Annotated in this window: 25 protein-coding genes; 13 read left to right on the plus strand and 12 right to left on the minus strand. The window is 62.9% G+C overall.

The genetic code is table 11. The features are described from left to right. Window positions 1–14: 14 nt before the first annotated feature. From MCB86_RS04750 to MCB86_RS04765, 4 genes are all read left to right on the plus strand, one after another. Entirely contained in the window at window positions 15–1,238 is a 1,224-nt protein-coding gene (locus tag MCB86_RS04750; RefSeq protein ID WP_239610091.1) for a CaiB/BaiF CoA-transferase family protein, read from the plus strand. A 114-nt stretch (window positions 1,239–1,352) separates the two neighbouring features. Next, window positions 1,353–1,976: a LemA family protein gene (locus MCB86_RS04755; RefSeq protein WP_196298629.1), complete on the plus strand. Its 624-nt coding sequence runs from the start codon at window positions 1,353–1,355 to the stop codon at window positions 1,974–1,976. Then, window positions 1,973–2,731 (plus strand): TPM domain-containing protein, encoded by a 759-nt coding sequence (locus tag MCB86_RS04760; RefSeq protein WP_239610093.1) that lies wholly within the window; start codon window positions 1,973–1,975, stop codon window positions 2,729–2,731. Before MCB86_RS04755 ends, MCB86_RS04760 begins: the two co-directional genes overlap by 4 nt. A gap of 129 nt (window positions 2,732–2,860) precedes the next feature. After that, window positions 2,861–3,478 (plus strand): TPM domain-containing protein, encoded by a 618-nt coding sequence (locus MCB86_RS04765; protein ID WP_239610095.1) that lies wholly within the window; start codon window positions 2,861–2,863, stop codon window positions 3,476–3,478. A 31-nt stretch (window positions 3,479–3,509) separates the two neighbouring features. Here the strand turns inward: MCB86_RS04765 and MCB86_RS04770 are convergent, their stop codons facing one another. Continuing rightward, on the minus strand, window positions 3,510–4,787 hold the full coding sequence (locus MCB86_RS04770) for a tetratricopeptide repeat protein (RefSeq protein ID WP_052679268.1): 1,278 nt from the start codon (window positions 4,785–4,787) through the stop codon (window positions 3,510–3,512). A gap of 111 nt (window positions 4,788–4,898) precedes the next feature. On the opposite strand from MCB86_RS04770, the gene MCB86_RS04775 reads away from it, so the two are divergent. Next, window positions 4,899–5,978 (plus strand): helix-turn-helix domain-containing protein, encoded by a 1,080-nt coding sequence (locus tag MCB86_RS04775; RefSeq protein ID WP_239610097.1) that lies wholly within the window; start codon window positions 4,899–4,901, stop codon window positions 5,976–5,978. A gap of 92 nt (window positions 5,979–6,070) precedes the next feature. Here the strand turns inward: MCB86_RS04775 and MCB86_RS04780 are convergent, their stop codons facing one another. From MCB86_RS04780 to MCB86_RS04795, 4 genes are all read right to left on the minus strand, one after another. Continuing rightward, the gene (locus tag MCB86_RS04780) at window positions 6,071–8,038 is read right to left on the minus strand and encodes an AAA family ATPase (RefSeq protein ID WP_239610099.1); all 1,968 of its coding nucleotides are present in this window, start codon (window positions 8,036–8,038) and stop codon (window positions 6,071–6,073) included. A 507-nt stretch (window positions 8,039–8,545) separates the two neighbouring features. Beyond that, on the minus strand, window positions 8,546–9,787 hold the full coding sequence (locus MCB86_RS04785) for a cytochrome c (RefSeq protein WP_239610101.1): 1,242 nt from the start codon (window positions 9,785–9,787) through the stop codon (window positions 8,546–8,548). 10 nt (window positions 9,788–9,797) lie between these two features. Further along, window positions 9,798–11,996, minus strand: a complete 2,199-nt coding sequence (locus tag MCB86_RS04790) for a molybdopterin cofactor-binding domain-containing protein (RefSeq protein ID WP_239610103.1) — start codon at window positions 11,994–11,996, stop codon at window positions 9,798–9,800. A gap of 11 nt (window positions 11,997–12,007) precedes the next feature. Next, complete coding sequence (locus MCB86_RS04795) at window positions 12,008–12,460, minus strand: (2Fe-2S)-binding protein (RefSeq protein WP_239610105.1); 453 nt, start codon at window positions 12,458–12,460, stop codon at window positions 12,008–12,010. A 410-nt stretch (window positions 12,461–12,870) separates the two neighbouring features. Here MCB86_RS04795 and MCB86_RS04800 point away from each other — a divergent pair, with 410 nt between their 5' ends. From MCB86_RS04800 to MCB86_RS04810, 3 genes are all read left to right on the plus strand, one after another. Further along, a complete protein-coding gene (locus MCB86_RS04800) occupies window positions 12,871–13,092 on the plus strand; it encodes a hypothetical protein (protein ID WP_239610107.1) in 222 nt (73 codons plus the stop codon). A gap of 166 nt (window positions 13,093–13,258) precedes the next feature. Beyond that, entirely contained in the window at window positions 13,259–13,738 is a 480-nt protein-coding gene (locus MCB86_RS04805) for a FecR family protein (RefSeq protein ID WP_239610109.1), read from the plus strand. A gap of 2 nt (window positions 13,739–13,740) precedes the next feature. After that, the gene (locus MCB86_RS04810; protein WP_239610110.1) at window positions 13,741–14,334 is read left to right on the plus strand and encodes an OmpA family protein; all 594 of its coding nucleotides are present in this window, start codon (window positions 13,741–13,743) and stop codon (window positions 14,332–14,334) included. A 6-nt stretch (window positions 14,335–14,340) separates the two neighbouring features. On the opposite strand, the gene MCB86_RS04815 is transcribed toward MCB86_RS04810, so the two are convergent. The 6 genes from MCB86_RS04815 to MCB86_RS04840 form a co-directional block, all read right to left on the minus strand. After that, window positions 14,341–16,449, minus strand: coding sequence for an adenylate/guanylate cyclase domain-containing protein (locus tag MCB86_RS04815; RefSeq protein WP_239610112.1), 2,109 nt, complete (start codon window positions 16,447–16,449; stop codon window positions 14,341–14,343). A 46-nt stretch (window positions 16,450–16,495) separates the two neighbouring features. Next, complete coding sequence (locus MCB86_RS04820) at window positions 16,496–16,876, minus strand: RidA family protein (RefSeq protein WP_045160378.1); 381 nt, start codon at window positions 16,874–16,876, stop codon at window positions 16,496–16,498. Window positions 16,877–16,968: 92 nt separating this feature from the next. Further along, window positions 16,969–19,077, minus strand: coding sequence for a bifunctional GTP diphosphokinase/guanosine-3',5'-bis pyrophosphate 3'-pyrophosphohydrolase (gene spoT / locus MCB86_RS04825; protein ID WP_045160379.1), 2,109 nt, complete (start codon window positions 19,075–19,077; stop codon window positions 16,969–16,971). Between the two features lie 60 nt (window positions 19,078–19,137). After that, window positions 19,138–19,401 carry a DNA-directed RNA polymerase subunit omega gene (gene rpoZ, locus MCB86_RS04830; protein ID WP_025240123.1) on the minus strand — a complete coding sequence of 88 codons (264 nt, stop codon included), beginning with the start codon at window positions 19,399–19,401 and terminating at the stop codon, window positions 19,138–19,140. A 175-nt stretch (window positions 19,402–19,576) separates the two neighbouring features. Further along, the gene (gene gmk / locus MCB86_RS04835) at window positions 19,577–20,197 is read right to left on the minus strand and encodes a guanylate kinase (protein WP_045160380.1); all 621 of its coding nucleotides are present in this window, start codon (window positions 20,195–20,197) and stop codon (window positions 19,577–19,579) included. A 67-nt stretch (window positions 20,198–20,264) separates the two neighbouring features. Beyond that, complete coding sequence (locus MCB86_RS04840) at window positions 20,265–21,128, minus strand: YicC/YloC family endoribonuclease (RefSeq protein ID WP_045160381.1); 864 nt, start codon at window positions 21,126–21,128, stop codon at window positions 20,265–20,267. Window positions 21,129–21,340: 212 nt separating this feature from the next. Here MCB86_RS04840 and rph point away from each other — a divergent pair, with 212 nt between their 5' ends. Both rph and MCB86_RS04850 read left to right on the plus strand, forming a co-directional pair. Further along, window positions 21,341–22,063, plus strand: a complete 723-nt coding sequence (rph, locus tag MCB86_RS04845; protein WP_045160382.1) for a ribonuclease PH — start codon at window positions 21,341–21,343, stop codon at window positions 22,061–22,063. Between the two features lie 19 nt (window positions 22,064–22,082). Next, window positions 22,083–22,451 (plus strand): DUF4870 domain-containing protein, encoded by a 369-nt coding sequence (locus tag MCB86_RS04850; RefSeq protein WP_239610114.1) that lies wholly within the window; start codon window positions 22,083–22,085, stop codon window positions 22,449–22,451. A 76-nt stretch (window positions 22,452–22,527) separates the two neighbouring features. Here the strand turns inward: MCB86_RS04850 and MCB86_RS04855 are convergent, their stop codons facing one another. Next, window positions 22,528–23,307, minus strand: coding sequence for an exodeoxyribonuclease III (locus MCB86_RS04855; RefSeq protein WP_045160384.1), 780 nt, complete (start codon window positions 23,305–23,307; stop codon window positions 22,528–22,530). A gap of 84 nt (window positions 23,308–23,391) precedes the next feature. Between MCB86_RS04855 and pyrE the strand changes: the two genes are divergently transcribed. The 3 genes from pyrE (at window position 23,392) to MCB86_RS04870 (ending at window position 25,002) form a co-directional block, all read left to right on the plus strand. Then, window positions 23,392–24,033, plus strand: coding sequence for an orotate phosphoribosyltransferase (gene pyrE / locus MCB86_RS04860; protein WP_239610117.1), 642 nt, complete (start codon window positions 23,392–23,394; stop codon window positions 24,031–24,033). A 43-nt stretch (window positions 24,034–24,076) separates the two neighbouring features. Continuing rightward, the gene (locus tag MCB86_RS04865) at window positions 24,077–24,322 is read left to right on the plus strand and encodes a hypothetical protein (RefSeq protein WP_239610119.1); all 246 of its coding nucleotides are present in this window, start codon (window positions 24,077–24,079) and stop codon (window positions 24,320–24,322) included. A 95-nt stretch (window positions 24,323–24,417) separates the two neighbouring features. Beyond that, the gene (locus MCB86_RS04870; protein ID WP_239610121.1) at window positions 24,418–25,002 is read left to right on the plus strand and encodes a DUF4124 domain-containing protein; all 585 of its coding nucleotides are present in this window, start codon (window positions 24,418–24,420) and stop codon (window positions 25,000–25,002) included. Window positions 25,003–25,048 lie beyond the last annotated feature (46 nt).

A 25,048-nucleotide genomic window follows, 5' to 3' on the forward strand; every position in this document is an offset into this window, starting at 1 on the left:
ACCGAGAAATAGCCATGTCTGGTGCCTTGTCTCATATCCGCGTCCTCGACCTGTCGCGCGTGCTCGCCGGCCCTTGGGCTGGGCAGATCCTGGGTGATCTTGGCGCCGAGGTGATCAAGGTCGAGCGCCCGCGTACGGGCGACGACACCCGTCACTGGGGACCTCCGTACCTGAAAGACCAGCAGGGCGAGAACACCTCAGAGGCGGCCTATTACCTGTCGGCCAACCGTAACAAGCAGTCGCTGACGCTGGACTTCACCCAACCCGAAGGCCAGCGGATCATTCGCGATCTGGTCGCCAGCTGCGATGTGCTGCTGGAGAACTTCAAGGTAGGGGGCCTGGCGGCTTACGGGTTGGATTATGAAAGCCTCAAGGCAATCAATCCGAAGCTGATCTACTGCTCGATTACCGGCTTCGGCAGTGATGGCCCTTATGCCAATCGTGCCGGTTACGACTTCATGATCCAGGGCCTCGGCGGCCTGATGAGCCTGACCGGGCGTGCCGTGGACGAGGAGGGTGCCGGGCCAGTCAAGGTCGGCGTGGCGCTGACCGATATCCTGACTGGGCTCTATGCGACCGTCGGCGTGCTGGCGGCACTCAACAGTCGCGAGCAGACGGGTGTGGGCCAGCATGTCGAGCTGGCGCTGCTGGACGTGCAGGTCGCCTGCCTGGCCAACCAGGCGATGAACTACCTCACCACCGGCGTGGCGCCCAAGCGCATGGGCAACGCGCACCCGAACATCGTGCCCTATCAGGATTTCCCCACCGCCGACGGCGATATCATTCTCACCATCGGCAACGACGGACAGTTCCGCAAGTTCGCCGAAGTCGCCGGGCATCCGGAGTGGGCGACCGATGACCGTTTCGCCAGCAACAAGGCGCGCGTGGCCCATCGCAAGGAGCTGGTGCCGCTGATCCGCCAGGTCACGGTGTTCCGCACCACGGCCGAATGGGTCACGCTGCTGGAACAGGCCAGTGTGCCCTGCGGCCCGATCAACGACCTGGCCCAAGTATTTGCCGACCCTCACGTGCAGGCGCGCGGATTGCGCCTGGACATGCCGCATCCGCTGGCGGGCAGCGTGCCGCAGGTGGCCAGCCCGATCCGCCTTTCGGAAACCCCGGTGGCCTATCGCAAGGCGCCGCCGGTACTGGGCGAACACAGCGAAGTCATCCTGCAAGGGCTGCTTGGCCTGAGTTTCGACAAGATTCTTTCCTTGCGACAGTCCGGCGTGATCTGACGAGCGGAAGCCGGGCAGCCTGTAGCCCTGCAGGCTGGGATCCTTAGCTGGACCGGTTGTGGCTGAACTCTCTCGCCGTCAGGCCATCCTTATTGCTGTACCCTGGCTTTTTGGATGGACGAGCGAATCATGCAGACGCAGCGTTTACGTACTACCTGGCAACTCACGGTTGTCCTGTTCATGTCCTGGCTGCTGGCCGGTTGCGGCATCAACAACATTCCTCAATACGACGAACAGGTCAAAGCGGCCTGGTCACAGGTGGAAAACCAGTACCAGCGCCGCGCCGATCTCATTCCCAATCTCGTCGAGACGGTGAAAGGCTTTGCCCGTCAGGAGCAAGAAACCCTGACGGCCGTTACGGAGGCGCGCTCCAAGGCAACCTCCATTCAGATCAGTGCCGAGGATCTCGACAATCCTGAAAAAATGCAGCAATTCCAGCAGGCACAGAATCAGCTGACCGGCGCTCTGAGCCGGTTGATGGCGGTTTCCGAGCGTTACCCGGACCTCAAATCCAACCAGAACTTCCTCGCCCTGCAATCGCAGCTCGAAGGCACCGAGAACCGTATCTCCGTGGCGCGTCGGGATTTCATCACCGCTGTCGAGCGATATAACACCGAGATTCGCACCTTCCCTGGGCGTATCTGGCACACCTTGATGTACAGCGACATGCCGATCCGCGAGAACTTCGAGGCGACGGCCGAGAACGCCGATCAGGCGCCAAAAGTGCAGTTTCAATGACACGAACGCTACCCCTGTTCCTAGCACTGCTGTTCTGGGCCGGCAGTCTGCTGGCCCAGACGTTCGAAGTGCCCGCGTTGACAGGCCGGGTGGTGGATCAGGCTGAATTGCTCGATACCCAGACCAAGGCGAGACTGACCAGTATGCTTGCCGCCCACGAGCAGGCCACCGGTGAGCAGGTGGTGGTGGTGACGCTGCCCGATTTGCAAGGTCGCAGTATCGAGGAGGTTGGCCTGCAGCTGGGACGCGAATGGGGGATCGGTCAGAAGGACGAGGACAGCGGCGCGCTGCTGATCGTCGCCCGGGATGATCGGAAAATTCGTATCGAGGTGGGTTATGGGCTCGAGGGACGCCTGACCGACGCGCAGTCCTCGGTGATCATCAACAGCATCATTGCCCCCGCTTTCCAGCAGGGCGACTTCGCTCGCGGCATCACCGATGGCACCGCGGCGATCATTCGCGTGCTGGGTGGCGATCCACTGCAAACGGCCGGCATGCAGCCGGCGATGCCCATGGGTCAGCAGGAGCCCGGCGGGCTCGGCATTCTTGGCTTCTTCCTGATGCTGGTGGCGATCTTCATGATCGGCGGTGGGCGTGGCGGACGCGGCGGTGGTCGTGGCGCAGGTCGCGCGCTGCTGCTCGGCGCGTTGCTGGGCGGTATGGGCCGTGGCGGTGGCGGTGGCGGTTTCGGAGGCGGTGGTTTCGGCGGCGGCGGTGGCGGCTTCGGCGGAGGGGGTGCTTCCGGTGGCTGGTGAGATGACGGGCCGCGCGGCGAACCCCAACGAATCACGGACAGGATCGCATGGCGGGCTGGCATCCAGCCACCGAGTCCTCGAACCGATCAGCGCAGCACAACGAGAATCCTCATCGATGATGACCAGGCAATGACCCTACTGACCGAAAGCGAACTGCAACAGGTCGCCGAGGCGATCGACCGAATTGAACGCGACACCGATGCCGAACTGGTGACGGTGCTGGCGGCCCAGGCCGACGACTATCGCTACATCCCGCTGCTCTGGGCCAGCCTGCTGGCATTGCTGCTGCCGGGCGCGCTGCTGTTCTTCAGCGGATGGCTGGCGGCCTGGCAGATGCTGCTGGTGCAATGGCTGACCTTCATCGTACTGGCGGCGGTGTTCCGCGTCCCGAGTCTGACCAGCCGGCTGATTCCACGCGGGGTGCGGCACTGGCGAGCCTGCAACCTGGCGCGGCGGCAGTTCATCGAGCTGAACTTGCACCACACCGCTGCGGGTACCGGGATGCTGATCTTCGTCTCCGAAGCCGAGCGCTACGTAGAAATCCTGGTGGACCGTGGCATTTCCAGCCGTATCGATGACAGTGTCTGGCAGTCGATCGTCGACGCCTTCTCCGAAGACGTGCGCAACGGCCAGGTGCTCGAAGGCTTCCTTCGTTGCATCGAGACCTGCGGTTCACTGCTCAAGCAACACGTGCCGGCGACCCACGAGCGCAACGAACTGCCGAACCATCTGGTGGTGCTGCCGTAACGGAGGGCGGCATGGCCGCCGCCCCCTTGGCTTACTGCATGCGACGCTGCTGGGCGAGCAGCTCGCGCTCACGGATGAGGGCACGCGCCAGGCTGTTCTGCCCGCTGCGGCGCGCGGCGTGGATCAGCGTCTGGTCCAGCAGGTCACGCTGGGCGTGGCTGCCACCGAACAGATGAGCCTGACTGCGAACGGGCCGCAGCCGCTCCACACACTGCCCATATTGCCCGGCCACGAACGCCACGACGGCGTCCACTCCTGGCTCGCCGACCAGGCGGGTGAAGCGGGCGTTGTCGTCCTCCCGACTGCAGGCGCGCCGCTGTGCCTCGCGCAGCCGCTCAAGCAGGTCATCGCGGCCGCTACAGGCGAATGCCATCGCGGCATGAAAATCGTTGAAGGCGTAATTGCCGTCCGAGGCCATCGCGGACCAGCGCTCGGCCACAGCGCTCCAGCGATTACCGACGTCAATGTCCAGCAGGTGCAAGCGCCACAGTAGCGCGCTGGCATCGATCAGCTCCAACGCCAGCGTACCCTCACTGCCTGCGATGGGGCCGTCGAACAGGGCCAGTACCCGGTCGGATTCGCCCTGCTCCAGATAATGCAGCGCCAGGTGCCACCAGTTGTGCACGGCGAGCATGCTGTCCTGTTGCCAGGCCGAATTGCCATGCATCCACGCAATGCCTTCTTCTCGCCGGTCCTGCATTTCCAACACATGCGCGACGGCATGCTGAGCCCAGGCATCGTCGGCTTGCAGCGAAATCGCCTCACGGCCGAAGCGTTCCGCGTGGCGATAGTCGCCGGTCTCTTCTAGGCCGAAGGCATACATGCCGAGCAGCGCGTGGTAGCCGGGCACGTCCATGGACCAGTCCGGCAGCACCCGTGCGACACGATCGCGCAGCATGCGCGCGTCACCGGTGAAGAAATCCAATTGGTGCCCGGCCTGCAAGGCCAGCAGGTCATGCGGATACTCAATGCTGAGGTCTTCCAGCGTGCGGCCGGCCGCGTGCCAGCGCCCGCCGATGAGCTGCCCCAGCGCCTGAAGATGACGGGCCTCGCGGTCGTTATGCGGCAACGCCAGGGCGCGCTCCAGCGAGGCTTGCGCCACCGGTAATGCGGCGGCTTCGGTACCCAACATATATAGCCAGGCACGCAGGATGTATCCCATCACCAGTTCGGGGGACGCTTCGAGCGCGGCTTCGGCGGTGGCCAGCGGATCGGTGCGAAGGCAGCGCAACTGCGTGAGACCGAGGTCGAGCAGGACCTGCGCCTCACTGTTGCAACCGGTCAGTTGGTATCCATGTGCGTCTTTCATTGTTCTATGCTCCAGGAGTCCAGTTCGCTGGCAGGGGCCAGCGGAGCCATAGTCGTGGTTACGGGCGAGTCGGACCAAAGCCATCCTGGAAACAAAACGGCCATTTCCGCCATGACTCGTTCAGATAATGCTGAAAGCCTGCCACCCCTCACTGTTGCCCTGCTGGCAACTCCGGATACCACTGCCTCGACGCTGTTCGGACTCTACGATTTGCTGCTGGGAACCCGCCGTGACTGGCAGCAGTTGATGAACCAGGATGACGTCGAGTCGCCTTTCGCTCCGCTGATCATCAGCCGAGACGGCTTGCCGTTGCAGGTGTACAACGACGTGCCGGTGCATCCTCATGCGAGTCTTGACAACGCCCCGCCGCCAGACGTGGTGATCATTAGTAATCTGGCAATCAGCCCTTGGGAGCCGCTGGATGATCGTTATGATCGCGAGGCGCGTTGGATGTGTGAGCGCTACGAGGCCGGCGCGACACTCGCGGCCGCTTGTTCCGGGGCGATATTGCTGGCGCGTACGGGGCTGCTGACAGGTTGCGAAGGCACTTCTCACTGGGGCTACTGCGAATGCCTGCGGCGGGAATATCCGGACGTTCACTGGCAGCCGGACAAGGCATTGGTCAATGCCGGTATCGGGCAGCGGCTGGTAATGTCCGGCAGCGGTAGCAGCTGGCACGCGCTGGGGCTGTTTCTTATCGCCCGCTTCGTGGGCGCCCGGGAAGCCATGGAGGTGGCGCGAATGAACCTGTTCGACTGGGATGCGACCAGCCCGTTGGCCTATGCCGCGATGATGCGCAGCGGTCAGCTTTCCGATCCGGTCATCGCACGTTGTCAGGAATGGGCGGCCCAGCATTACGAGGCCGACGCGCCGGTGGCGGCGATGGTGCGGATCAGCGGACTGCCGGAGCGGACCTTCCAGCGCCGTTTCGCCCAGGCGACCGGCCTGTCGCCGCTGGATTACGTGCACACCCTGCGGCTAGAAGAGGCCAAGCAGTTGTTGGAAAGCGGTGACCTGCCGGTGGAGGCGATCGCCTGGGAGGTGGGTTATCAGGATGCCGGCTTTTTTGGCCGCCTGTTCCGACGCAAGGTCGGCTTGACGCCCGCCCAGTACCGCCGACGCTTCGGTGTGTTGGCGCGGCGTCTGGCCGGCGTGGCGACACTGCAAGATACGGCACTGGGTGCGCACTGAGGGTGAAGGGCGGTAGGGCGTGTCGTTTGTACGGTACCGATTGATGATCTGAGCCAGGCGCCCGCCGTCGTTACCGGCGGCGGGCGTCTGCGTCAGAGCATGCCCGGGCCGTCATCTTCGGGTTGCTCAACCGGAGTCAGGTCGAGGAATGGGGCGTTCTCCATGGCGCTGGCCGCGACGCGATCGATGCTGCTCATGGCATGGCCGATGATCGAGCTGACGCTGGCTTCGTGATGGTGCTCGGGCAGCCGGTCGATGGCCGCGAGTACCTCTTCGCCGGGCACCGTTTCCTCGGCCAGCAGACGCTCGGCGATTTCGTCCAGTGCAGGCTTCAAGCGCTGCAGCAACGCCATGCAGTCGCGGTCCAGCTGCTTGAGCAGGGTGTCCGCCGCGCGGATGGATTCGCCCGAATCGTATTCGATATGGGCATCACGTACTGCCTGCAGGCTCAGCAGCGAACCGTTCGGGCCCATGCCCAGCGCACCGACCATCGACAGAGCGATCTTCGAGGCCTCCTGCAGATCCTGACCGGCGCCGGACGACACCTCATGGAAGTACAGCTGCTCGGCGCCACGGCCGGCCAGCAGCATCTGGATGCGGTTGCGCAGCTCGGACTCCATGTGCAAGCGCTTGTCTTCCACCGGCGTCACCAGCGTCACGCCCAATGCCTGGCCGCGCGGCAGAATGGTGACTTTTTCAACCCGGCCGACTTTCAGCGCGGCGGCCACCAACGCATGACCGGCCTCGTGCACGGCGATGCGCTTGCGATCGTTGGCCGACATCGGTGTGACGCCCGATGGTTGTTCGCCAATACGACAGGTTTCCACGGCATCAACGAAGTGCGACATGCTGACTTCGCTAGCGCCGCCACGCGCCGCGAGCAGGGCGGCGTGGTTGGCGATATAGGCGATGGCGGCGGGCGTCAGGCCGACGGTGTTGCGTGCAAGCTGAGGGAAATCCAGGTCCTGGCTGGCGCGGATCTTCCCGGCGTAGAGGCGGAACAGCGCTTCCCGATCACCGAGCCCCGGCAGGCCCACCGCAATCGAACGGTCGAAGCGGCCTTCGCGGACCAATGCCGGGTCCAGCGAGTTGGGGAAGTTGGTCGCGCCCAGCACCAGCACGCCGCTGGCGCCGTCGAAGCCATCCATCTCGGCAAGGAACTGGTTGATGATGCGGTTGCTCTCGGCGTCGCTGGAGCGCTGTTGCTCGGCGCGCTTGCCGATGCCGTCGATTTCGTCGATGAAGATGATGCACGGCGCCTGCTTGCGCGCGGTGCGGAACAGCGCCTTGACCTTCTGGATGCCAACGCCGAAATACATCGAGGAAAAGTCGCTGCCAGTGACTTGAATGAAGCTGGCATTGGACTCGGTGGCCAGGGCCTTGGCCAATTGCGTCTTGCCGGTGCCGGGCTCGCCGGTGAGCAGCACGCCCTTGGGCGGGCGGGCGCCCAGCGCGACGTAAGCGGCGGGGTCGCGTAGATAATCGGTGACGTCGGTGAGCGCCTGCTTGGCTTCGCTGGCGCCGATCACATCGGCGAACCCGATGCCGCTGCCTTTACGCTGCACGGGGAAGGCCTGGCTCTTGAATGCCAGGTAGCTGAGCGCACCGACCAACAGAAGAATAAAGGGGGCATAGGGCACCAGCGCCTTGTACCAGGGCGCCTCGCCATCGGTTTCGAACAACGTCAGCGGGAACAGTTGGCCTTCGTTGCTGACGTAATGATTAAGCAGCAGTTGGGCTACACGGCCGGACTGGTCCGGTATCCAGTAACGCAAGCCGTCGTTCAGGCTGACATAGACGGCGTTCTTGCCCAGCGCAGCGCTGGCGATGCGGTCGCCGCGCAGGTCGGCCATCAACACCGAGAGATCCTGACGATTGGCTTCCCAGGGGTCGGTGGATGCCTGAAGCGCTTCGAGCATGCTGGCCGCCGCACCTGTGGCAGGTGCGGGTGGAGCGGCGGATTTGAATTGCCAGTAGGCCAGGCAAGCGGCAACGGCGAGTACCAGCAATACGGAGAGCACAGGGCCGCGGCGACCTTGTAGCAGACGTGGTGTTTTCATTTCACATCCAATCGGGGAAGCCCGATGTTTTGACAAACAACCGCCTTGGGCGGACCACAGTTGTTCACGGGGAAGTCCCGTTAGCGCCAATTGGGTGACGCTGGGCAGTACGGGCTTGCGGGATGCGATTTATATGCCGGACTGCGATTCGGGCGCTTCGGCTCCGATAGCCGGCGAGGATACGGCAAGTGCCATCATGCGCGCGGCTTCGCGACGAATGGCGGTCTGGTTTACGACGAATGACCGCCCGGGCGCGGAACGAAGCGGCAGCAATGAACTACGCGTTGCGCGGGTGTGGTGGGGCTCGACGGGGCTTGTCGGCCCGCTCGGAAACGCCGTCGGCAAGCCTCTCCGGGATGAACAGCAGGACGTCCCTGGCGTGACCGCGAGATGGCCGTGTGCCAGGTGACGTTCAGCGTCAGGAAGTGCGGTCCCCGCACCAGCGCATGCAAGGGGCCTCGGCGCCATCGGCGCCGAGACCGGATCCCATGCCGAGCTTTGCCTGGTTCAGTGCTTCTCCTGGCGTCGCTCGGCAATAGTCTCGGGTGTCAGGTCGCCCGGTTGCGAGCCGAAATGGCTGAGCATGAAGTTGCTCAGGGCCGAGACCTCACGATCATTGAAGTGGCGATCGAAGGCGGGCATCAGATGATGCCCGGTCGGCCCGTACAAGGCATCGCCTTTGAGGATCACCTGGACCAGATTCAGCCCCTGCGGATCGTTCAGCGTGCGTAGGCCACGCAGCGCGGCGTAGTCGCTCTGGCGGCCACTGCCGTCCCACTGGTGGCAACTGGCGCAGGTGTCGGCGAACAGCTTCTGCCCCAATGGATGTTCGGTCTCGGCCGGCGGCTCGTTCGCCAGTGGTTTGTTCTGCGGCCGTTCGACATCGGCCGGCTGGCCGGGCACGGACTTCAGATACACCACCATCGCCTGGATGTCTTCCGGCGTCAGGTAGCGCAGGCTGTGGTTGACCACTTCGGCCATCGGCCCACCCGCCAGGCCGTAACCCGGCGCGGCGCCGGTCGCCAGGTAACGCGCCAATGCCTCGTCCGGCCAGCCGCCGATGCCGCTCTGTTGGTCGCCGGTGATGTTCCATGCCGCCCAGCCCTGGATGGTGGCGCCACCGAGCGCTTTGGACCCGCTCTTGGCTTGCAGCAAATTGCGCGGGGTATGGCATTCGCCGCAGTGACCGGGGCCCTCGACTAGGTAGGCGCCACGGTTCCACTGCCCCGTTTGCTCAGGGTTTGGCTCGAAGCGTTCGTCATCCAGGAATAGCAGGTTCCACAGGGCGATGCCCCAGCGCTGATTGAACGGAAAACCGATGTCATTTTCCCGATTCGGCTGGCTCACCGGCTCCAGGCTGAACAGGTAGGCCTTGATCGCCAGAATGTCTTCGCGTGGCATCAAGGTGTAGGAGGTGTACGGAAAGGCCGGGTAGTAGTGTTTGCCGTCCGGGCCAACGCCCTGCTGCATGGCTTCGACGAATTCGTCGTCGCTCCAGTTGCCGATGCCGGTCTCCTTGTCCGGGGTGATATTGGTCGTGTACAGCGTGCCGAACGGCAGCTTTACCGGCAGGCCGCCGGCATAGGGCTCGCCGCCTTCGGTGACGTGGCAGGCTAGGCAGTCGGCGGCGCGAGTCAGGTACTCGCCGCGCTCGATCAGCGCCTGATCAGCGGGCTGCGCCAGCACGGCCGCAGTGGAAGTGGCAAGCGCGACACCCAGCAGGCCGCGAAGGGGGACTCGAATCGTCATACTGGGCTCCTCAGATCACGTAATAGCCGGCGCGCGCCAACGGCAGGCGACGGATGCGCGTGCCGTTGGCGGCCGCCAATGCATTTACCAGCGCCGGCGCGATCATCGCCGTGCCTGATTCGCCGACCCCGCCGGGCGCCTCGCGGCTCTCGACGATGTAGGTTTCCACTGGCGGTGCTTCGCTGATGCGCAGCTGGCGATAGTCGTGGAAATTGCTCTGTTCAACGCGCCCTTCGCTGACGGTTATTTCGTTGAACAGCGCGGCGGACAGCCCGAACAGCGTGCCGCCCTCGATCTGCGATTTGACCGACACCGGGTTCATCACCTGGCCGCAATCGATCGCTACCACCAGACGCTTGAGCTTGATGCCCTTGTCCTCGCTCACCTGCAACTCGACGACCGTGGCCAGGAAACTGCCGAACACCTCCTGCACCGCCACGCCGCGGCCATGCCCCGCCGGTAGAGGATCGCCCCATCGGGCCTTTTCCGCGGCAAGGCGCAATACCTGCTGGGCGCGCGGGTGGCTGCCCAGCAGCGCCATGCGGTATTGCACCGGATCGCGGTCGACGCTGCGCGCCACTTCGTCGATGAAGCTTTCCAGCATGTAGGTGCTGCGCAGCGCTCCGACACCCCGCCACCAGGACTGATGCAACGCCTTGGGCGGGACCGGCACGTAGTTCACGCGCAGATTCGGCAGGGCGTAGATCGGGTTCTGAGCCACCTCGACGGCATCGCTGTCCAGACCGCTTGCTGGAACCGCTGCAGGGGCGAAGCGCGCCAGCACCGAGGCACCGGCAATGGTGTGGCGCCAGCCTTGCAGTCGCCCCTGATCGTCCAGCGCCGCCGCAAAACGGTCGATGTAGTACGGGCGGTACATGTCGTGAGTGGTGTCTTCCTCTCGACTCCAGGTCAGCTTGATCGGGTAGTCCACTTTCGCCGCGATGGCCACGGCCTGGCTGATGAAATCCACTTCCAGACGCCGACCGAAGGCGCCGCCGATCAACTGGTTGTTAACGATGACCTGCTCCGCCGGTCGCCCGGAGGCTTCGGCGGCCGCGGTCTGCGCACGTACCGGTACCTGGGTGCCGACCCAGAGCTCCACGGCATCGGGGCGGACCTGGGCCACGCAGGTCATGGGCTCCAGCGCCGCATGGGCGAGAAAGGGCATTTCGTATTCGGCCTCGAAGGTTTTCGTCGCATCCTTCAGCGCCTGGTCGATATCGCCCTGTTCGGTGGCCACGGCGCCGGGCTTGTCCAGCGCCTCCTTGATCTCGCGCTCCATCTGCGCCGAATCGATGCCGGCGTTGTCGCCGTAGTCCCATTCGATTTCCAGGGCCCGCAAACCAGCGAAGGTGGCCCAGGTGTGTTCGCCGATCACCGCCACGGCATTGTCCAGGCGGATCACGTCGATCACCCCACGAACCTTGCGTGCGGCCCGATCATCCAGGTTGAGCAGGGTGCCGCCGATGACCGGGCAGGCGCGTGCCGAGGCGTACTTCATGCCGGGCAGCACCAGATCAATAGTGAAACGCGCCGTACCATTGACCTTGGCCGGCGTGTCCAGACGGCGGGTCGGCTTGCCGATCAGCTTGAATTGTTCGGCGGGCTTGAGCGGGATGTTTTCCGGCACGGGCAGCTTCGATGCGTCATCGACCAGCTCGCCATAGCCAAAGCTTCGTCCGTCCGGCCCGAGCACCCGCCCATTGTCGGCACGCAACTGGTCGGCGCCGATCTGCCAGCGCTGCGCGGCGACCTGGATCAGCAGGAGCCGCGCCGCCGCCCCGGCCTGACGCAGCGGTTCCCAGTTGCTGCGGATCGAGGTCGAACCGCCGGTGGCCTGGAAGTTGAGCAGCTTGTCGTTATAGATCGCCTCGTTCGGCGGCGCTTCCTTGAGCGTGATCTGATCGAGGCCGATCTCCAGCTCTTCGGCCACCATCACCGCCAAGCCGCTTTGCGCACCCTGTCCCATCTCGATCTTCGGCACGGTGAAGGTCACCTGCCCGTCGCGGTCGATGCTGATGAAGGCATCCAGCGCCGTAGCGTTGGACATCGGCTGATCTTCGGGGCCCTCGTTGAGCACTTGCTCGGCGAAGCTTCGGCCGGCGAACGGCATGCTGAAACCGATCACCAGACCGCCCAGGGCGAGGCTGCCGACCTTCAACAGATGTCGGCGCGAAGGGGATTGCAGCCTGTTGTCAGGGTTGGCCATCTTGCGCCTCCTCATGCCTGGGCGACGCGCTTGATGGCGCTGCGAATGCGGGTGTAAGTGCAGCAGCGGCAAAGATTACCGGCCATGCCCTGATCAATGGCCTTGTCATCGGGCTGCGGATTTTTCTCCAGCAGCGCGACGGCCGACATGATCTGCCCGCACTGGCAATAACCGCACTGCACGACCTCGTTGTCCAGCCAGGCCTGCTGTACCTGCTGGCCGAGCTCGGTGTTGCCGATGCTTTCGATGGTCAGGACTTTGCGATCCTTCACCTCACCGACAGGCAGCACGCACGAGCGTGCTGCCTGTCCATCGAGGTGAACCGTGCAGGCGCCGCATTGGGCGATACCGCAACCGTACTTGCTGCCCGTCAGCCCCAGCACATCGCGTAGGACCCAGAGCAGGGGCATGTCTTCGGGAACGTCGACCTCCAGGTCGGCGCCGTTGATCGAAAGTGTCAGCATGAATCGGGACCTCGCATCAGGCTCTAAAGCGAGCGCGCGTTATGGTTGGTTTGGTGCGCGCCTTAGAACGAGACAACGGGAGAAGCGAAAGTTGCCCACATCGAGGCAACTAATTGGCTCGCGGAGCACGGGCCGGTTCAGGCCTCGACCACCGCTGGCAACGCCGCCGATGCCCGCTGTGACCGCAGCGACAAGCACACCATCATCGGCACCAACGCGAATACGCATATCCAGCGGCAGCTCGCTGAGCAGCGACGGCCGGGGGCCCCCGTGGGTGGCGGATCGACAGCGAAAAAGGAAGCAAAAAGGCCTATCCGATGAACGGTCTGCTGAGCGTCGGACCATCAGCGAAATCATCGAGGATTCGTAGTAAATAGCCTGCCTTTCGCATTCAGAGCAGTACCCGGCCCATGTCCACCCTCACCGAACTGGCGCAGCAGATCGCCGCGTTGTACCCCCTTCAAGACAAAACCGCCGGCAAGCGCTATCGCATCGTCAGCCAACTGGCCGGCATGACCGAGTTGGAAGAGATCAATGGCGTCCCGCGCTATGTCGACACTCGTCAGCTCGATGATCGACAGCTATGGGACAGCGCGCCTGCGCGGCCTGTTGATCGAGTCGCCAGCGTCTAGTCGAAATACCGTTCCCAGCGTAACGAGACTGAGCAAGACGGCGCTCTGCGGGGCAGGCCTCCCGTTGCGCTTGTATTTGCCGAAGGCCATCCGGCATTCTGCGACGTCAGCCTGACGGGCGTGTCAGGCCAAGGCATGGGCCTGAGCGGGCCTTACGGAGACGGGAATGATGATGTGCGAAAGCGGCTTCACCGTGCTGCAGGGCGTCCGGCCATTGTTGATTGCCGGCTTGCTGACGTTGGCCCCGGTGGGGCAGGCGCAAGAGTTGATCGAGCCGATCGGCTACATCATGAAGGTGCAGGGCGAAGCGACGGTCACCAGCCGCGGCCAGACCATCGATGCGGCCCTCGGCCAGGCGGTGATCCTCGGCGCGGTCCTGCGCACCGGTGCGCAAGGCTCTATGGGCGTGACGCTCAGCGACAATACGGTGCTGTCCTTCGGTCCCAACAGCGAATTCGCCGTCGACGAGTACGCGTTTGAGCCGGCCCGCGAGGAGCTGCGGCTGAGCGCCCGCATCACTCGCGGTACGCTGAATTTCATTTCCGGCGTGATCGCCAAGCTCAGGCCGGAGGCGGTCGAGTTGAAAACGCCCACCGGAACCATCGGTGTTCGCGGTACGCATTTCCTGGTAAAGGTCGGCCAGTGACCATGGCGCGCCGACTAGCCCTGGCGTTGCTATGCAGTGTGCTGCTGTCAGGTTGCGTGAGCGGAGATTACGTAGTGCTGCTGGAAAGCCCTGACGGCACCACCGGCGCGGTTCTGGTGGAGGACGCCAGCGGCCAGACCCGGCTCGACCGTTCGCATCAGGGTGTAACGATTGGCAGCGGCGGGGCCGGAGCCAGGCCGTTCACCGTCGGTGAGCTACGAATCTCCCGCGACTTCTCGGCGGCGCTGGCGGCGCAGCCGGCCTTGCCACAGCGCTTCCAGCTCTATTTCAAGATCGGCAGTGCCGAGCTGACCGAGGAGTCGCAGCGAGCCTTCGAGCAGGTCGTCGAAGCGATCCGTCTGCGCGGGCCCTCCGCCGTCTCGGTCATCGGCCATACCGATACGCTCAGCGGCCCGATCTGGAACGAGCAGCTGGGGCTTATCAGGGCTAAGGCCGTGGCTCACAAGCTGCGCGGCCGAGCCATCGAAGTGATCGACCTGAGGGTGTCTTCCCATGGCGAGCGCAACCTGCTGATCCAGACGCCGGATGGTGTGTCCGAACCGCGCAATCGTCGGGTCGAAGTCAGCGTTCGCTGAGCCGCCTCACTTATCCGTCATCAATATCCGCTCGCCACGCTGTCCGGTCCGTAGCCGCTGCAGCTGATAGCGCACCAGGGCATCGTCCGGTCGCTCGGCATGTAGCCGTTCGAAGGCCTCGGTAGCATCTTCGTGTTCGCTGGCGAGCAGCCTGTAGGCCGCGTCGTAATCGTTATCTTGCGTGGCTTCGCAGGGTTCGTAGAGGCGGATCGGTCGGCTCTTGCCCTTGAGCAGCACATGGCCAATGTCCCGCATCGGTACGCTCGGATTGGCCGCGCGGACCGTTTCCGAAACGCAGAGATCGGTGCCCAGGTACCGGTTCAGGCCTTCCAGACGCGCCGCCACGTTGACCGCATCTCCTAGCGCACGGTAGTCGAACAAAGTGGCACCACCGAAATTACCGACGACCACCTCGCCGCTGTGCGCGCTGATGCGCGTGCGCCCCAGAGGAATGCCGAGGGCATGCTGGGTGGCGGTGTAAGTTCGGGTGAAGCGGCGAATCTCCATGGCGCAGGCCAGGGCGCGGCGTTGGTGGTCGGCCTGCATCAGCGGCGCTGAGAAGAGAATCGCCATGCCGTCGCCGACGATGCGCTCGAGCGTGCCCTCATAGAGGAAGGCAATCTGAATGATGCCCTCCAGGTACTCGTTGAGCATGCCAACCACCTGTTCTGGTGACTGACGCTCCATCAGGGTGGTGAAGTCGGTGATATCGGTGAAGACGAAACTGCAGCAGCGCCTTTCGCCGCCGAGCTGCAGCTGTTCGGGGTGGCGCACCAGATGCCTGACCAGGTTCGGTGAGATGTAGCGCGAAAAGGCCTCACGCAGCCAGCGCTGTTGATGCTCGCTGGCGCGGTGCCGCGCCAGGCTGACGCCGAGGTAGACCAGCAGCAGGCCGATCGACAGAGTGAGGGCATCGAGCAACAAGCCGTGACGCGAATAGGCCCACCAGGCGAGGACGTTCAGTGCCGTCAGCATGATCGCGACGACCCAGGCCCCGGTGAGCGCCCCGCTACCGAGCGTGAGGGCGCCGAGCAGTAATCCAGCGAGCAGGAGCGTCAGCGCTTCCAGTGGACTGGCCCAGAACGGGCGTTGCAGCAGCGTGCCGTCCAGCACCTGCTCGATTGCCTGGGCATGTATCTGGACACCAGGAAGTATTTCGCCGAGCGGGCTGAAACGCAGGTCCTGCAGGCCCTGCGCCGAGCTGCCAATCAGCACGATGCTGCCTTGGAACCGCGCAGCGGACGCCTCTTGCAGCACGCGCCACGCCGGTACGCTCTGACCGCTCGGGTCGCGACGATAGTGCAGCCAGAGTTCACCCTGACGGTTGGTGGGCAGCGTCAGCGGGCCGATGCCGACCTGCTCGACTGCGCCACCGTCAGTGGTTTCGATGCGGTAACGATTCTGTCCGAGGTAGATTCGCAGCGCTTCGGCAGACAGTGAAGGAAACAGCTGTTCACCGACGCGAATCATCACCGGCACGCGTCGCACCACGCCATCCGCATCGGGCTGAAAGGTCATGGCACCGCTGCCGGCTGCGGCCCTGTCGAGCAACGGCAAAGCGCTGACGGTTCCTGCGTAGGTGGCAAAACGGGGTTGCTCGGCCTTCGCGCTCGACTGGACGCCGAAGCGACTCGACGGTGAGGTTTGCGAAGGCGAGCGTGTGGAGGCGAAACCCAACACGCTGGGCTGCCGTGCGAGCGCGGCGGCGAACAGCTGATCATGATCGGGCAGGGCGCTTAGCTGTCTGGCCAGTTCAGGCGAGAGCGTCGGCAGGCTCAGAAGCCGCCGCGGTGAGCTGCGGTCCGGCTCGGCGAAGAGCACATCGAACACCACTACCGCGGCGCCGGCCCGGTGCAGGTGCTCCAGCAACTGGGCCAGCAGATCGCGTGGCCAGGGCCATTGGCCAAGGCGGGCGAGGCTGGCTTCGTCGATATCCACCACCCGGACCGGCGTCTGCGCCGGCGCCGCTCGCGGCTGCCAGCGTTGGTATTGATCGAACAGGCTGTTGCGCAGGCTTTGCAGCATCAGCGGTTCGGCTAGGTACAGCGCGCAGGCGGCGAGCAATCCGGCCATTGCCAACAGCAGGCGCGGGGCCAGGGCGCGGGGCGATATCATCAGCCGCGCTCCCTGCAACCGCTCGTGTTGGCTAGCCTGCCGAGGTTCAGTCGAGTACCAGAATCGCGTCCATTTCCACCTGTGCGGCCTTCGGCAGCGCAGCGATGCCGATGGCGGCGCGAGCAGGATAGGGCTGTTGGAAGTAGCGGCTCATGACCTCGTTCACCGTGGCGAAGTTGCCGAGATCGGTGAGAAAGATGTTCAGCTTGACGATGTCTTTCAGCGAGCCACCGGCGGCTTCGGCCACGGCCTTGAGGTTCTCGAACACCTGCACGGTCTGTGCTTCGAAGCCTTCCACCAGCTCCATGGTTTTCGGATCCAGCGGGATCTGGCCGGACATGTAGACGGTATTGCCAGCCTTGATTGCCTGGGAGTAAGGGCCGATGGCGGCGGGGGCGTTGTCGCTGTGAATCACGGTCTTGCTCATGGGGTGCTCCGATAGAAGAGTGCGGTCCCAGAGGATACGGGCTGAAGCGAGCGGGCAAAAGCCCCGTGACGAGGGTGGAACTGGCGGAGTCGCTAGGCCTTCATCCGGGTGATACGCATGACGCCCTTGATCGCCCGCAGCTTCTTGATCACCCGGGCCAGATGCACGCGGTCATGCACGCTGACCACCAGTTGAACGACGCTGATCCGGCCGTCGCGCTCGTCCATACCGATCTTCTCAATATTGCCATCGGCGGCATTGACGCTGCCGGCCAGCAGGGCGATCAGGCCGCGCTGGTGCTCCAGCTCGACGCGCAATTCGACGTTGAACTCGCCGGTGACGTCCTTGGACCAGGACAGCTGAATGCACTTGTCAGGGTTGTGCCGAACATCGGCAATGTTCCGGCAGGTATCAAGGTGCACCACCATGCCTTTGCCGGCAGACAGATGACCGACGATCGGGTCGCCTGGGATCGGTGTGCAGCATTTGGCGTAGTTCAGTACAAGACCTTCGGTGCCTCGAATCGCCAGCGGTCCCTCGGCGCTGGGTGCTTGTTCGCCTTCGCTTGCGAGCAGTCGGCGGGCGATGACGTAGGCCATGCGATTGCCTAGCCCGATGTCTTCGAGAAGATCCTCGACGACATCCATGTGATATTCATTGAGCACGGCCTGGATACGTTCCGGCGAAACCTTCTGCAGACTGGTTTCGAAGCCGGTCAGCGCTTTGTTCAAAAGTCGTTCGCCGAGGTTGATCGACTCAGAGCGGCGCTGCAGCTTGAGCGCGTGACGAATGTGCGTGCGTGCCTTGCCGGTGACCACGAAGTTGAGCCAGGCCGGGTTCGGGCGTGCGCCCGGCGCGGTCACGATCTCCACAGTACAACCGCTCTCCAGAGCTTGTGACAGCGGTGCCAGGCGACGATTGACGCGACAGGCGATGCAGGTATTGCCGACGTCGGTGTGCACCGCGTAGGCGAAGTCCACCGCGGTCGAGCCCTTGGGCAACTCCATGATGCTGCCCTTGGGTGTGAAGACATAAACCTCGTCCGGGAACAGGTCGATCTTCACGCTTTCGATGAACTCCAGCGAATTGCCGGCCCGCTCTTGCAGTTCCAGCACGCCCTTGACCCATTGCCGTGCGCGGGCATGGGTGCCCTTGGGGGCTTCCTCGTCGTTGGATTTGTACAGCCAGTGCGCGGCGATGCCGTTATTGGCCATCTCTTCCATTTCGCGGGTGCGGATCTGGATTTCGATGGGCACGCCGTGCATGCCGAACAATGTGGTATGCAGCGACTGGTAGCCGTTGGCTTTGGGAATCGCGATGTAATCCTTGAACCGACCGGGCAACGGCTTGTAGAGGCTGTGCACCGCCCCGAGCACGCGGTAGCAGGTGTCGACCTTGTCGACCACGATGCGAAAGGCGTAGACGTCCATGATCTCGTTGAACGCCTTGCGCTTGCCGCGCATCTTCTTGTAGATGCTGAACAGGTGCTTTTCGCGGCCCACTACTTCGCCGCCGAGGCCTTCGCGTTCGAGGCAGTGGATCAGTGACTGCTCGATCTTTTCGACGATCTCGTTGCGGTTGCCCCGTGCGCGACGGACCGCGGCGCGGATGCGCTCCGAACGCATCGGATGCATGGCTTTGAAGCCCAGATCTTCGAATTCCACGCGCATGGCGTGCATGCCCAGCCGGTTGGCGATGGGCGCATAGATTTCCAGGGTTTCCTTGGCGATCCGGCGGCGTTTCTCGCCCGCCAGCACCTCAAGCGTGCGCATGTTGTGCAGACGGTCGGCGAGCTTGACCAGGATCACACGAATGTCGCGCGCCATGGCCATGGCCATCTTCTGGAAGTTCTCCGCCTGGGCCTCAGCCTTGGTTTCGAATTTCATCTGGGTCAGCTTGCTGACCCCATCCACCAGCTCAGCGACGGTTTCGCCGAACTGCGCGGTGAGCGCTTCCTTGGCGATGCCGGTGTCCTCGATGACGTCGTGCAGCATCGCGGCCATCAGGCTCTGATGGTCCATGTGCATGTCGGCGAGGATGTTGGCTACCGCGAGGGGGTGGGTGACGTAGGCTTCACCGCTGCGTCGACGCTGGCCGTCGTGGGCCTGCTCGGCGTAGAAATAGGCTCGGCGCACCTGGTTGACCTGGTCTGCGCCGAGGTAGGTCGACAGGCGATCGGCAAGAGCGTCTATGGCTGGCAAGGGATTGCTCCTTGCCGGCTGGGCGCTGTGTTTGCGGTTCGACTTCGACCTGGCATTTAATCAGAGGGCCTCGTTGGACTCTTCCTCGTACTGCACGAACAATGGCTCGTCGTCGACGATGTCGTCTTGGGCAATGACGTCGTAGTCCACCAGCCCGGAGGCGATTTCACGCAGAGCGACCACGGTCGGCTTGTCATTTTCCCAGGCCACTTTAGGCTCCTTGCCGCCAGTAGCCAGCTGACGCGAGCGCTTGGTGGCGAGCATGACCAGCTCGAAGCGGTTATCTACGTTGTCCAGACAGTCTTCAACGGTAACGCGGGCCATGGTGTTCCTCATCAATAACGGTAAAGCATGCCCGAATGGGCGAGCGGACGGGATAGTCTAAAAAATCACCAGCCATTAGGGAAGCGGTAAAACGTTTCCGCAGCTGCGCTGGCGGGCAGCCAAGCCTCATCAGCACTCGCGTAGCCGGCTGCTGCGGCCGGCCACCGCGACAGGTTCAGGCCAGCAATTCTTCCAGGAGGCCGCGAAAACGCTGCTGCTGTGACGCTTGCAGCAGCTGATTGGCGCGGAAGATCGCCTGCAGATCGATCAGGGCGTGAGCGAAGTCGTCGTTGATCACGAGGTAGTCATATTCGACGTAATGGGTCATTTCGCTGACCGCCTCGCGCATGCGTTTTTCGATTACCTCATCACTGTCCTGGCCGCGGTTGGTCAGGCGTTGGCGCAGTGCTTCCTGGGTGGGAGGAAGAATGAAGATCGACTTGGCCTGCGGCATCAGTCGACGGACCTGCTGGGCGCCCTGCCAGTCGATTTCCAGGATCAGATCGTAACCTTCGCCCAGCGTCTGTTCGAGCCAGCGCTGCGAGGTGCCATATAGGTTGCCGAAGACTTCGGCATGTTCGAGAAACTCGTCGTGTTCCAGGCGTTCGAGAAACTCTTCCCGGCTGACGAAGTGGTAGTTGACGCCATCCACCTCGCCCGGGCGCATGGGGCGAGTGGTGTGCGAAACCGAGACTCGGACCTGCGGTTGCGCATCGAGTAGGGCTTTGACCAGGCTGGTTTTGCCGGCCCCGGAAGGCGCGGAAACGATGTAGAGCGTACCGGTGGAGGCTGACATGGGGTTCTCTGTACGGTTGCTGGGGTATGCCTGGCGGCCTATCGCCATTCAAGACCAAGCGTAGTTGCTATTCGATGTTCTGGACTTGTTCGCGCATCTGCTCGATGAGCACTTTCAGGTTCACCGCCGCTTGGGTGCTGCGCGGATCGAACGCCTTGGAACCGAGAGTATTGGCCTCACGGTTGAGTTCCTGCATGAGGAAGTCGAGACGCCGACCGGCGGCGCCGCCGGACTTCAACACTCGTCGCACTTCGCTGACGTGTGTGCTGAGGCGATCCAATTCTTCGGCGACGTCGCTTTTTTGTGCGAGCAATACCAGTTCCTGCTCGAGCCGTTGCGGGTCCAGTTCGACACGCATCTCGGCGCAACGATCGAGAATTTTCTGTCGCTGAGCGGCGAGCATCTGCGGGACCTGGGTGCGAAGCGTGGCTGTCTCTTCGGCGACCGCGTCGAGGCGCTCGTTGATCAGGCGGGCCAGTTCCTCGCCCTCGCGCTGGCGCCCGCTCTTCAGCTCCGCCAGCGTAGCGTGGAACAGCTGCAGGGCGGCGCTGTTGAGCGCCTGAGGATCGGCCGAGTCGCCGACCAATACGCCCGGCCAGGACAATATCTCCAGGGGGTTGAGGGGCGCGGGCTGCTTGATCAGTGCGGCGACGCTCTCCGCCGCTGCTATCAACTGGCTGGCGCGCTGGCTATCCACCTGCATCGAGCGTCCGGCGGCGTCCTCGGCAAAACGCAGCGTGCATTCGACCTTGCCGCGCGATAAACCCTTGCGCAATGTCTCGCGGACAAGACCTTCCAGATCCCGGAAGGCTTCCGGGAGACGCAGATGCGGTTCCAGATAGCGATGGTTTACCGAGCGGATCTCCCAGCTGAGGGTGCCGTGGTCGCCGGCCTGCTCGGCACGTGCGAAGGCGGTCATGCTGTGGATCATTGGGTAACCCCTCGGTACGGTGCGAAAGGCGAAGGATTGTAAAGGAAAAACCAGATATTGGCGTCGCGCATCGTCTTCCGTCGTGTCGGGCCGATGGCGTGATGGCGGGGGTCTTTACGTACGCGACTGCCGAATGGCTCGGCAGTGGCCCTTATTGTTGGCCGGGACCTCTATAATGGCGGCTACTCATTCCCAGAAGCAGGACAAGCCTCATGAAACGACCCAGTGGCCGCACCGCCGACCAGCTGCGTTCGATCCGCATCACGCGCAATTACACCAAACATGCCGAGGGGTCGGTGCTGGTGGAGTTCGGTGATACTAAGGTGATCTGCACCGCCAGCATCGAGAACGGCGTGCCGCGTTTTCTCAAGGGGCAGGGGCAAGGCTGGTTGACCGCCGAGTACGGCATGCTGCCCCGCGCCACGGGCGAGCGTAACCAGCGCGAAGCCAGCCGTGGCAAACAGGGCGGTCGCACCTTGGAAATCCAGCGGCTGATTGGGCGTTCGCTGCGTGCATCGCTGGATATGAGCAAGCTGGGCGAGAACACCATCTACATCGACTGCGATGTCATTCAGGCCGATGGCGGTACCCGCACTGCTTCGATTACCGGCGCGATGGTGGCGCTCGTCGATGCCCTGAAGCTGTTGAAGAAACGCGGCGGACTGAAAGGCGGCGATCCGCTCAAACAGATGGTCGCGGCGGTTTCGGTGGGTATGTACCAGGGCGAGCCGGTGCTCGATCTGGATTATCTGGAAGATTCGGCAGCCGAAACCGACCTGAACGTGGTGATGACCAGTGCCGGTGGTTTCATCGAGGTGCAGGGCACTGCCGAAGGCGCGCCGTTCCAGCCGGAAGAGCTCAACGCCATGCTCGCGTTGGCGCAAGAAGGCATGAAAGAGCTATTTGCGCTGCAGTTGGCCGCGCTCGCCGATTGATCTGAGAAAGGAGAACGCCATGTCTGGTCAGGAGCTGATACCTCAACCCTCTTCGCAAGCGCGGCAGTGGGCGATGTTCTGTCATTACTCGGCGTTCTTCTGGTTTCTGGTGCCGATGATCGGCAACGTGCTGGGGCCGCTTATCGTCTGGCAGCTGAAGAAGGACATGGATCCTTTTGTCGACGAGCAAGGCAAGGAGGCACTGAACTTCCAGATCACCTTCAGCATTCTGCTGATGATCTGCGGCGTGCTGGCCTGGATCCTGATCGGTTTTCCGCTGATGGCGTTGATCAGCGTGGTAGCGTTGGTGCTAGTGGTGATTGCCGGCATCCGTGCCAATGGAGGCAAGCCTTATCGCTACCCGTTTTGCTGGCGGATCGTCAAATGAACGCTGGCGTCTGTCTATAGACGAAGAAAGAACCGGGTAGACGGCCCTGCGCTTTCCGGCAGCGTCCAGCTTGGGCTTAAAGGCTCAGGGTCCAGTCGTAATCCACCACCAGCGGGGCGTGCTGGGAAAAGCGCGGCTGCCGGGGCAGACGGGCGTTACGCACGAAGCGGCGCATGCCTGAGGTGAGGATCTGGTAATCGAAGCGCCAGCCCAGATTGAGCATCTGCGCCTGCTCGGTGTCAGGCCACCAACTGTAGAGGTCGCCCTCCCGGCTGGCTTCACGCAGGGCGTCGACATAACCCATGTTGCCGAATATCTCGTCGAGCCAGGCGCGCTCAGGCGCCAGGAAGCCGGTGGCCTGCTGACAGTCGCGCCAATTCTTCACGTCCAGCTTCTGGTGAGCCACGTACAGCGAGCCGCAATAAATGTATTCGCGACGCTTGCGACGTTGTTTGTCCAGGTAGTGGGCAAAGTCGTCCATGAACTTGAATTTCTGGTTCAGGTCTTCATCGCCGCCGCGGCCGGTTGGCAACAGCAGACTGGCGATGCTGACCTTGTCGAAGTCGGCCTGGAGGTAGCGACCGTAACGGTCGGCCGTTTCGAAACCGAGCCCCATGATTACGGCCTTGGGCTGCAGTCGGGAGTAAAGCGCAACGCCACCCTGTTCCGGGATTTCAGCGTCGACGGTATAGAGGAAATAGCCGTCGAGCTGGTAGGCCGGATCATCGAGTTCTACTACGGAGGCGCGGGTATCCTGCAGGCAGATGACATCGGCATTCTGCGCTTGCAGCCAGCTGAGAAGACCCCGCTGTGCCGCCGCTTGAATGCCATTCACGTTGACGCTGATGATCCGCATAAATGGCCCCTAAAAACACGTGCGTGTATGATAACCCAAGCTCTTCGCAATTAGCTAAGCCAGTGTCTTCCGGGAATATTCTTCATGCAGGCGTACCAGCGCGACTTCATTCGCTTCGCCATCGAGCGCGGGGTTCTGCGCTTCGGTGAGTTCACTCTGAAATCCGGGCGCACCAGCCCCTATTTCTTCAATGCCGGTTTGTTCAATACCGGCTCGGCGCTGGCGCAACTGGGGCGCTTCTATGCAGCCGCCGTGGCTGACAGCGGTATCGATTTCGACGTGATCTTCGGTCCGGCGTACAAGGGCATTCCCCTTGCGGCAGCGACGGCGATTTCGCTGGCCGAACATCATCAACGCGATCTGCCCTGGTGTTTCAACCGCAAAGAAGCCAAGGATCATGGCGAAGGCGGCACCCTGGTGGGGTCGCCACTCGCTGGTCGCGTGCTGATTGTCGATGATGTGATTACCGCCGGCACGGCGATCCGTGAGGTCATGCAGATCATTCGTGCCCAAGGCGCGGAAGCGGCTGGCGTGCTGATCGCGCTCAATCGACAAGAGCGTGGTCAGGGCGAGTTATCGGCCATTCAGGAAGTTGAGCAGGACTATGGCATGCCCGTGGTGAGCATTGTTTCGTTGGCTCAGGTGCTGGAGTTTCTGGCTCAGGATCCGCAGCTCAGTCAGCACCTGCCGGCGGTTGAAGCGTACCGCGATCAGTACGGGATCTAAGCTTTGCGCCGATCAGTCATCGGCTTCGAAGACGTGGTCGTGTGTGATCGCCTTGGAGGTTATCCAGTCTGCTGGTCTGCTTTTGTCAGCAACTGACGAATTGCGACGGTTCGCGTCTCAAAATCGAGTGGTGGTGCGGATTTTCCGTTTGATTTTTTCAAAAATCGAAGCTGAGCGCGCGCTTCGTTCTGGCCATATCCGCGCGATTATGGATCGGGCGATCTCTGCGTGGCGGCAGCTCATACAGGTCGGTCGCTCAGTTGGTGTGCTTATTGCTGCACGAGTGTGACGGGTTTTGTATAAGCTGAGTCCCTTCGGACATTAAAAGAATCAGGCGTTTCGAGTGGCTGTGCCGAACGCACCGAATACGGAAGAGGCTGGAATATGCATAGAGGGAGCCGCGCGCTGTTGCTGTTGGGTCTGTTGGGAGCGGCGGTTGCGCAAGCTGACCTGTATCGCTATGTCGATGACAAGGGTGTCGTGGTGCTCAATCGTCAAGGCGTTCCGCCCCAGCATATCGGCAAGGGTTATGAGGTGCTCAATGACCAAGGTCGCGTGACCAGGGTGGTGCCGCCTGCACCTACCCCGGAAGAGCGCCAGCGCTTGCTCGAAGCCAAGGCGCGCGCCAGCTCGGATGCCCAGCTGCTGCGTTTGTATGCCAGCGTCGAAGATGTCGAGCGCGCCAAGGTGCGAAAGCTGTCGGAGCTCGACAGCGTAATCGGTATCACCCACGGCAATTTGCAGTCGTTGCGCGATCAGCAGGCCAATCTGCAGAGGGAGGCTGCGAATCACGAGCGCGCCGGTCGAGAGGTGCCCAAACAGCTGCTGACTCAGATCCATAACCTCAACAAGGAACAAGCCAGTCTGCGGCGTGACATCGATCGCTACAAGCAGGCCCGCACGCAGGCTGAGGTCAGTTTCGCTAAAGAACGCCAGCGGCTCGGCGAGCTGCTCGGGCAATCGGAATAGATCCGCGAGCAAGCCGAAAATAAAAACCCCAGCGCTTCAAAGAAGG

It is taken from the genome of Pseudomonas sp. KSR10 (assembly GCF_022355455.1).
GTDB classification, from domain to species: domain Bacteria; phylum Pseudomonadota; class Gammaproteobacteria; order Pseudomonadales; family Pseudomonadaceae; genus Stutzerimonas; species Stutzerimonas stutzeri_E.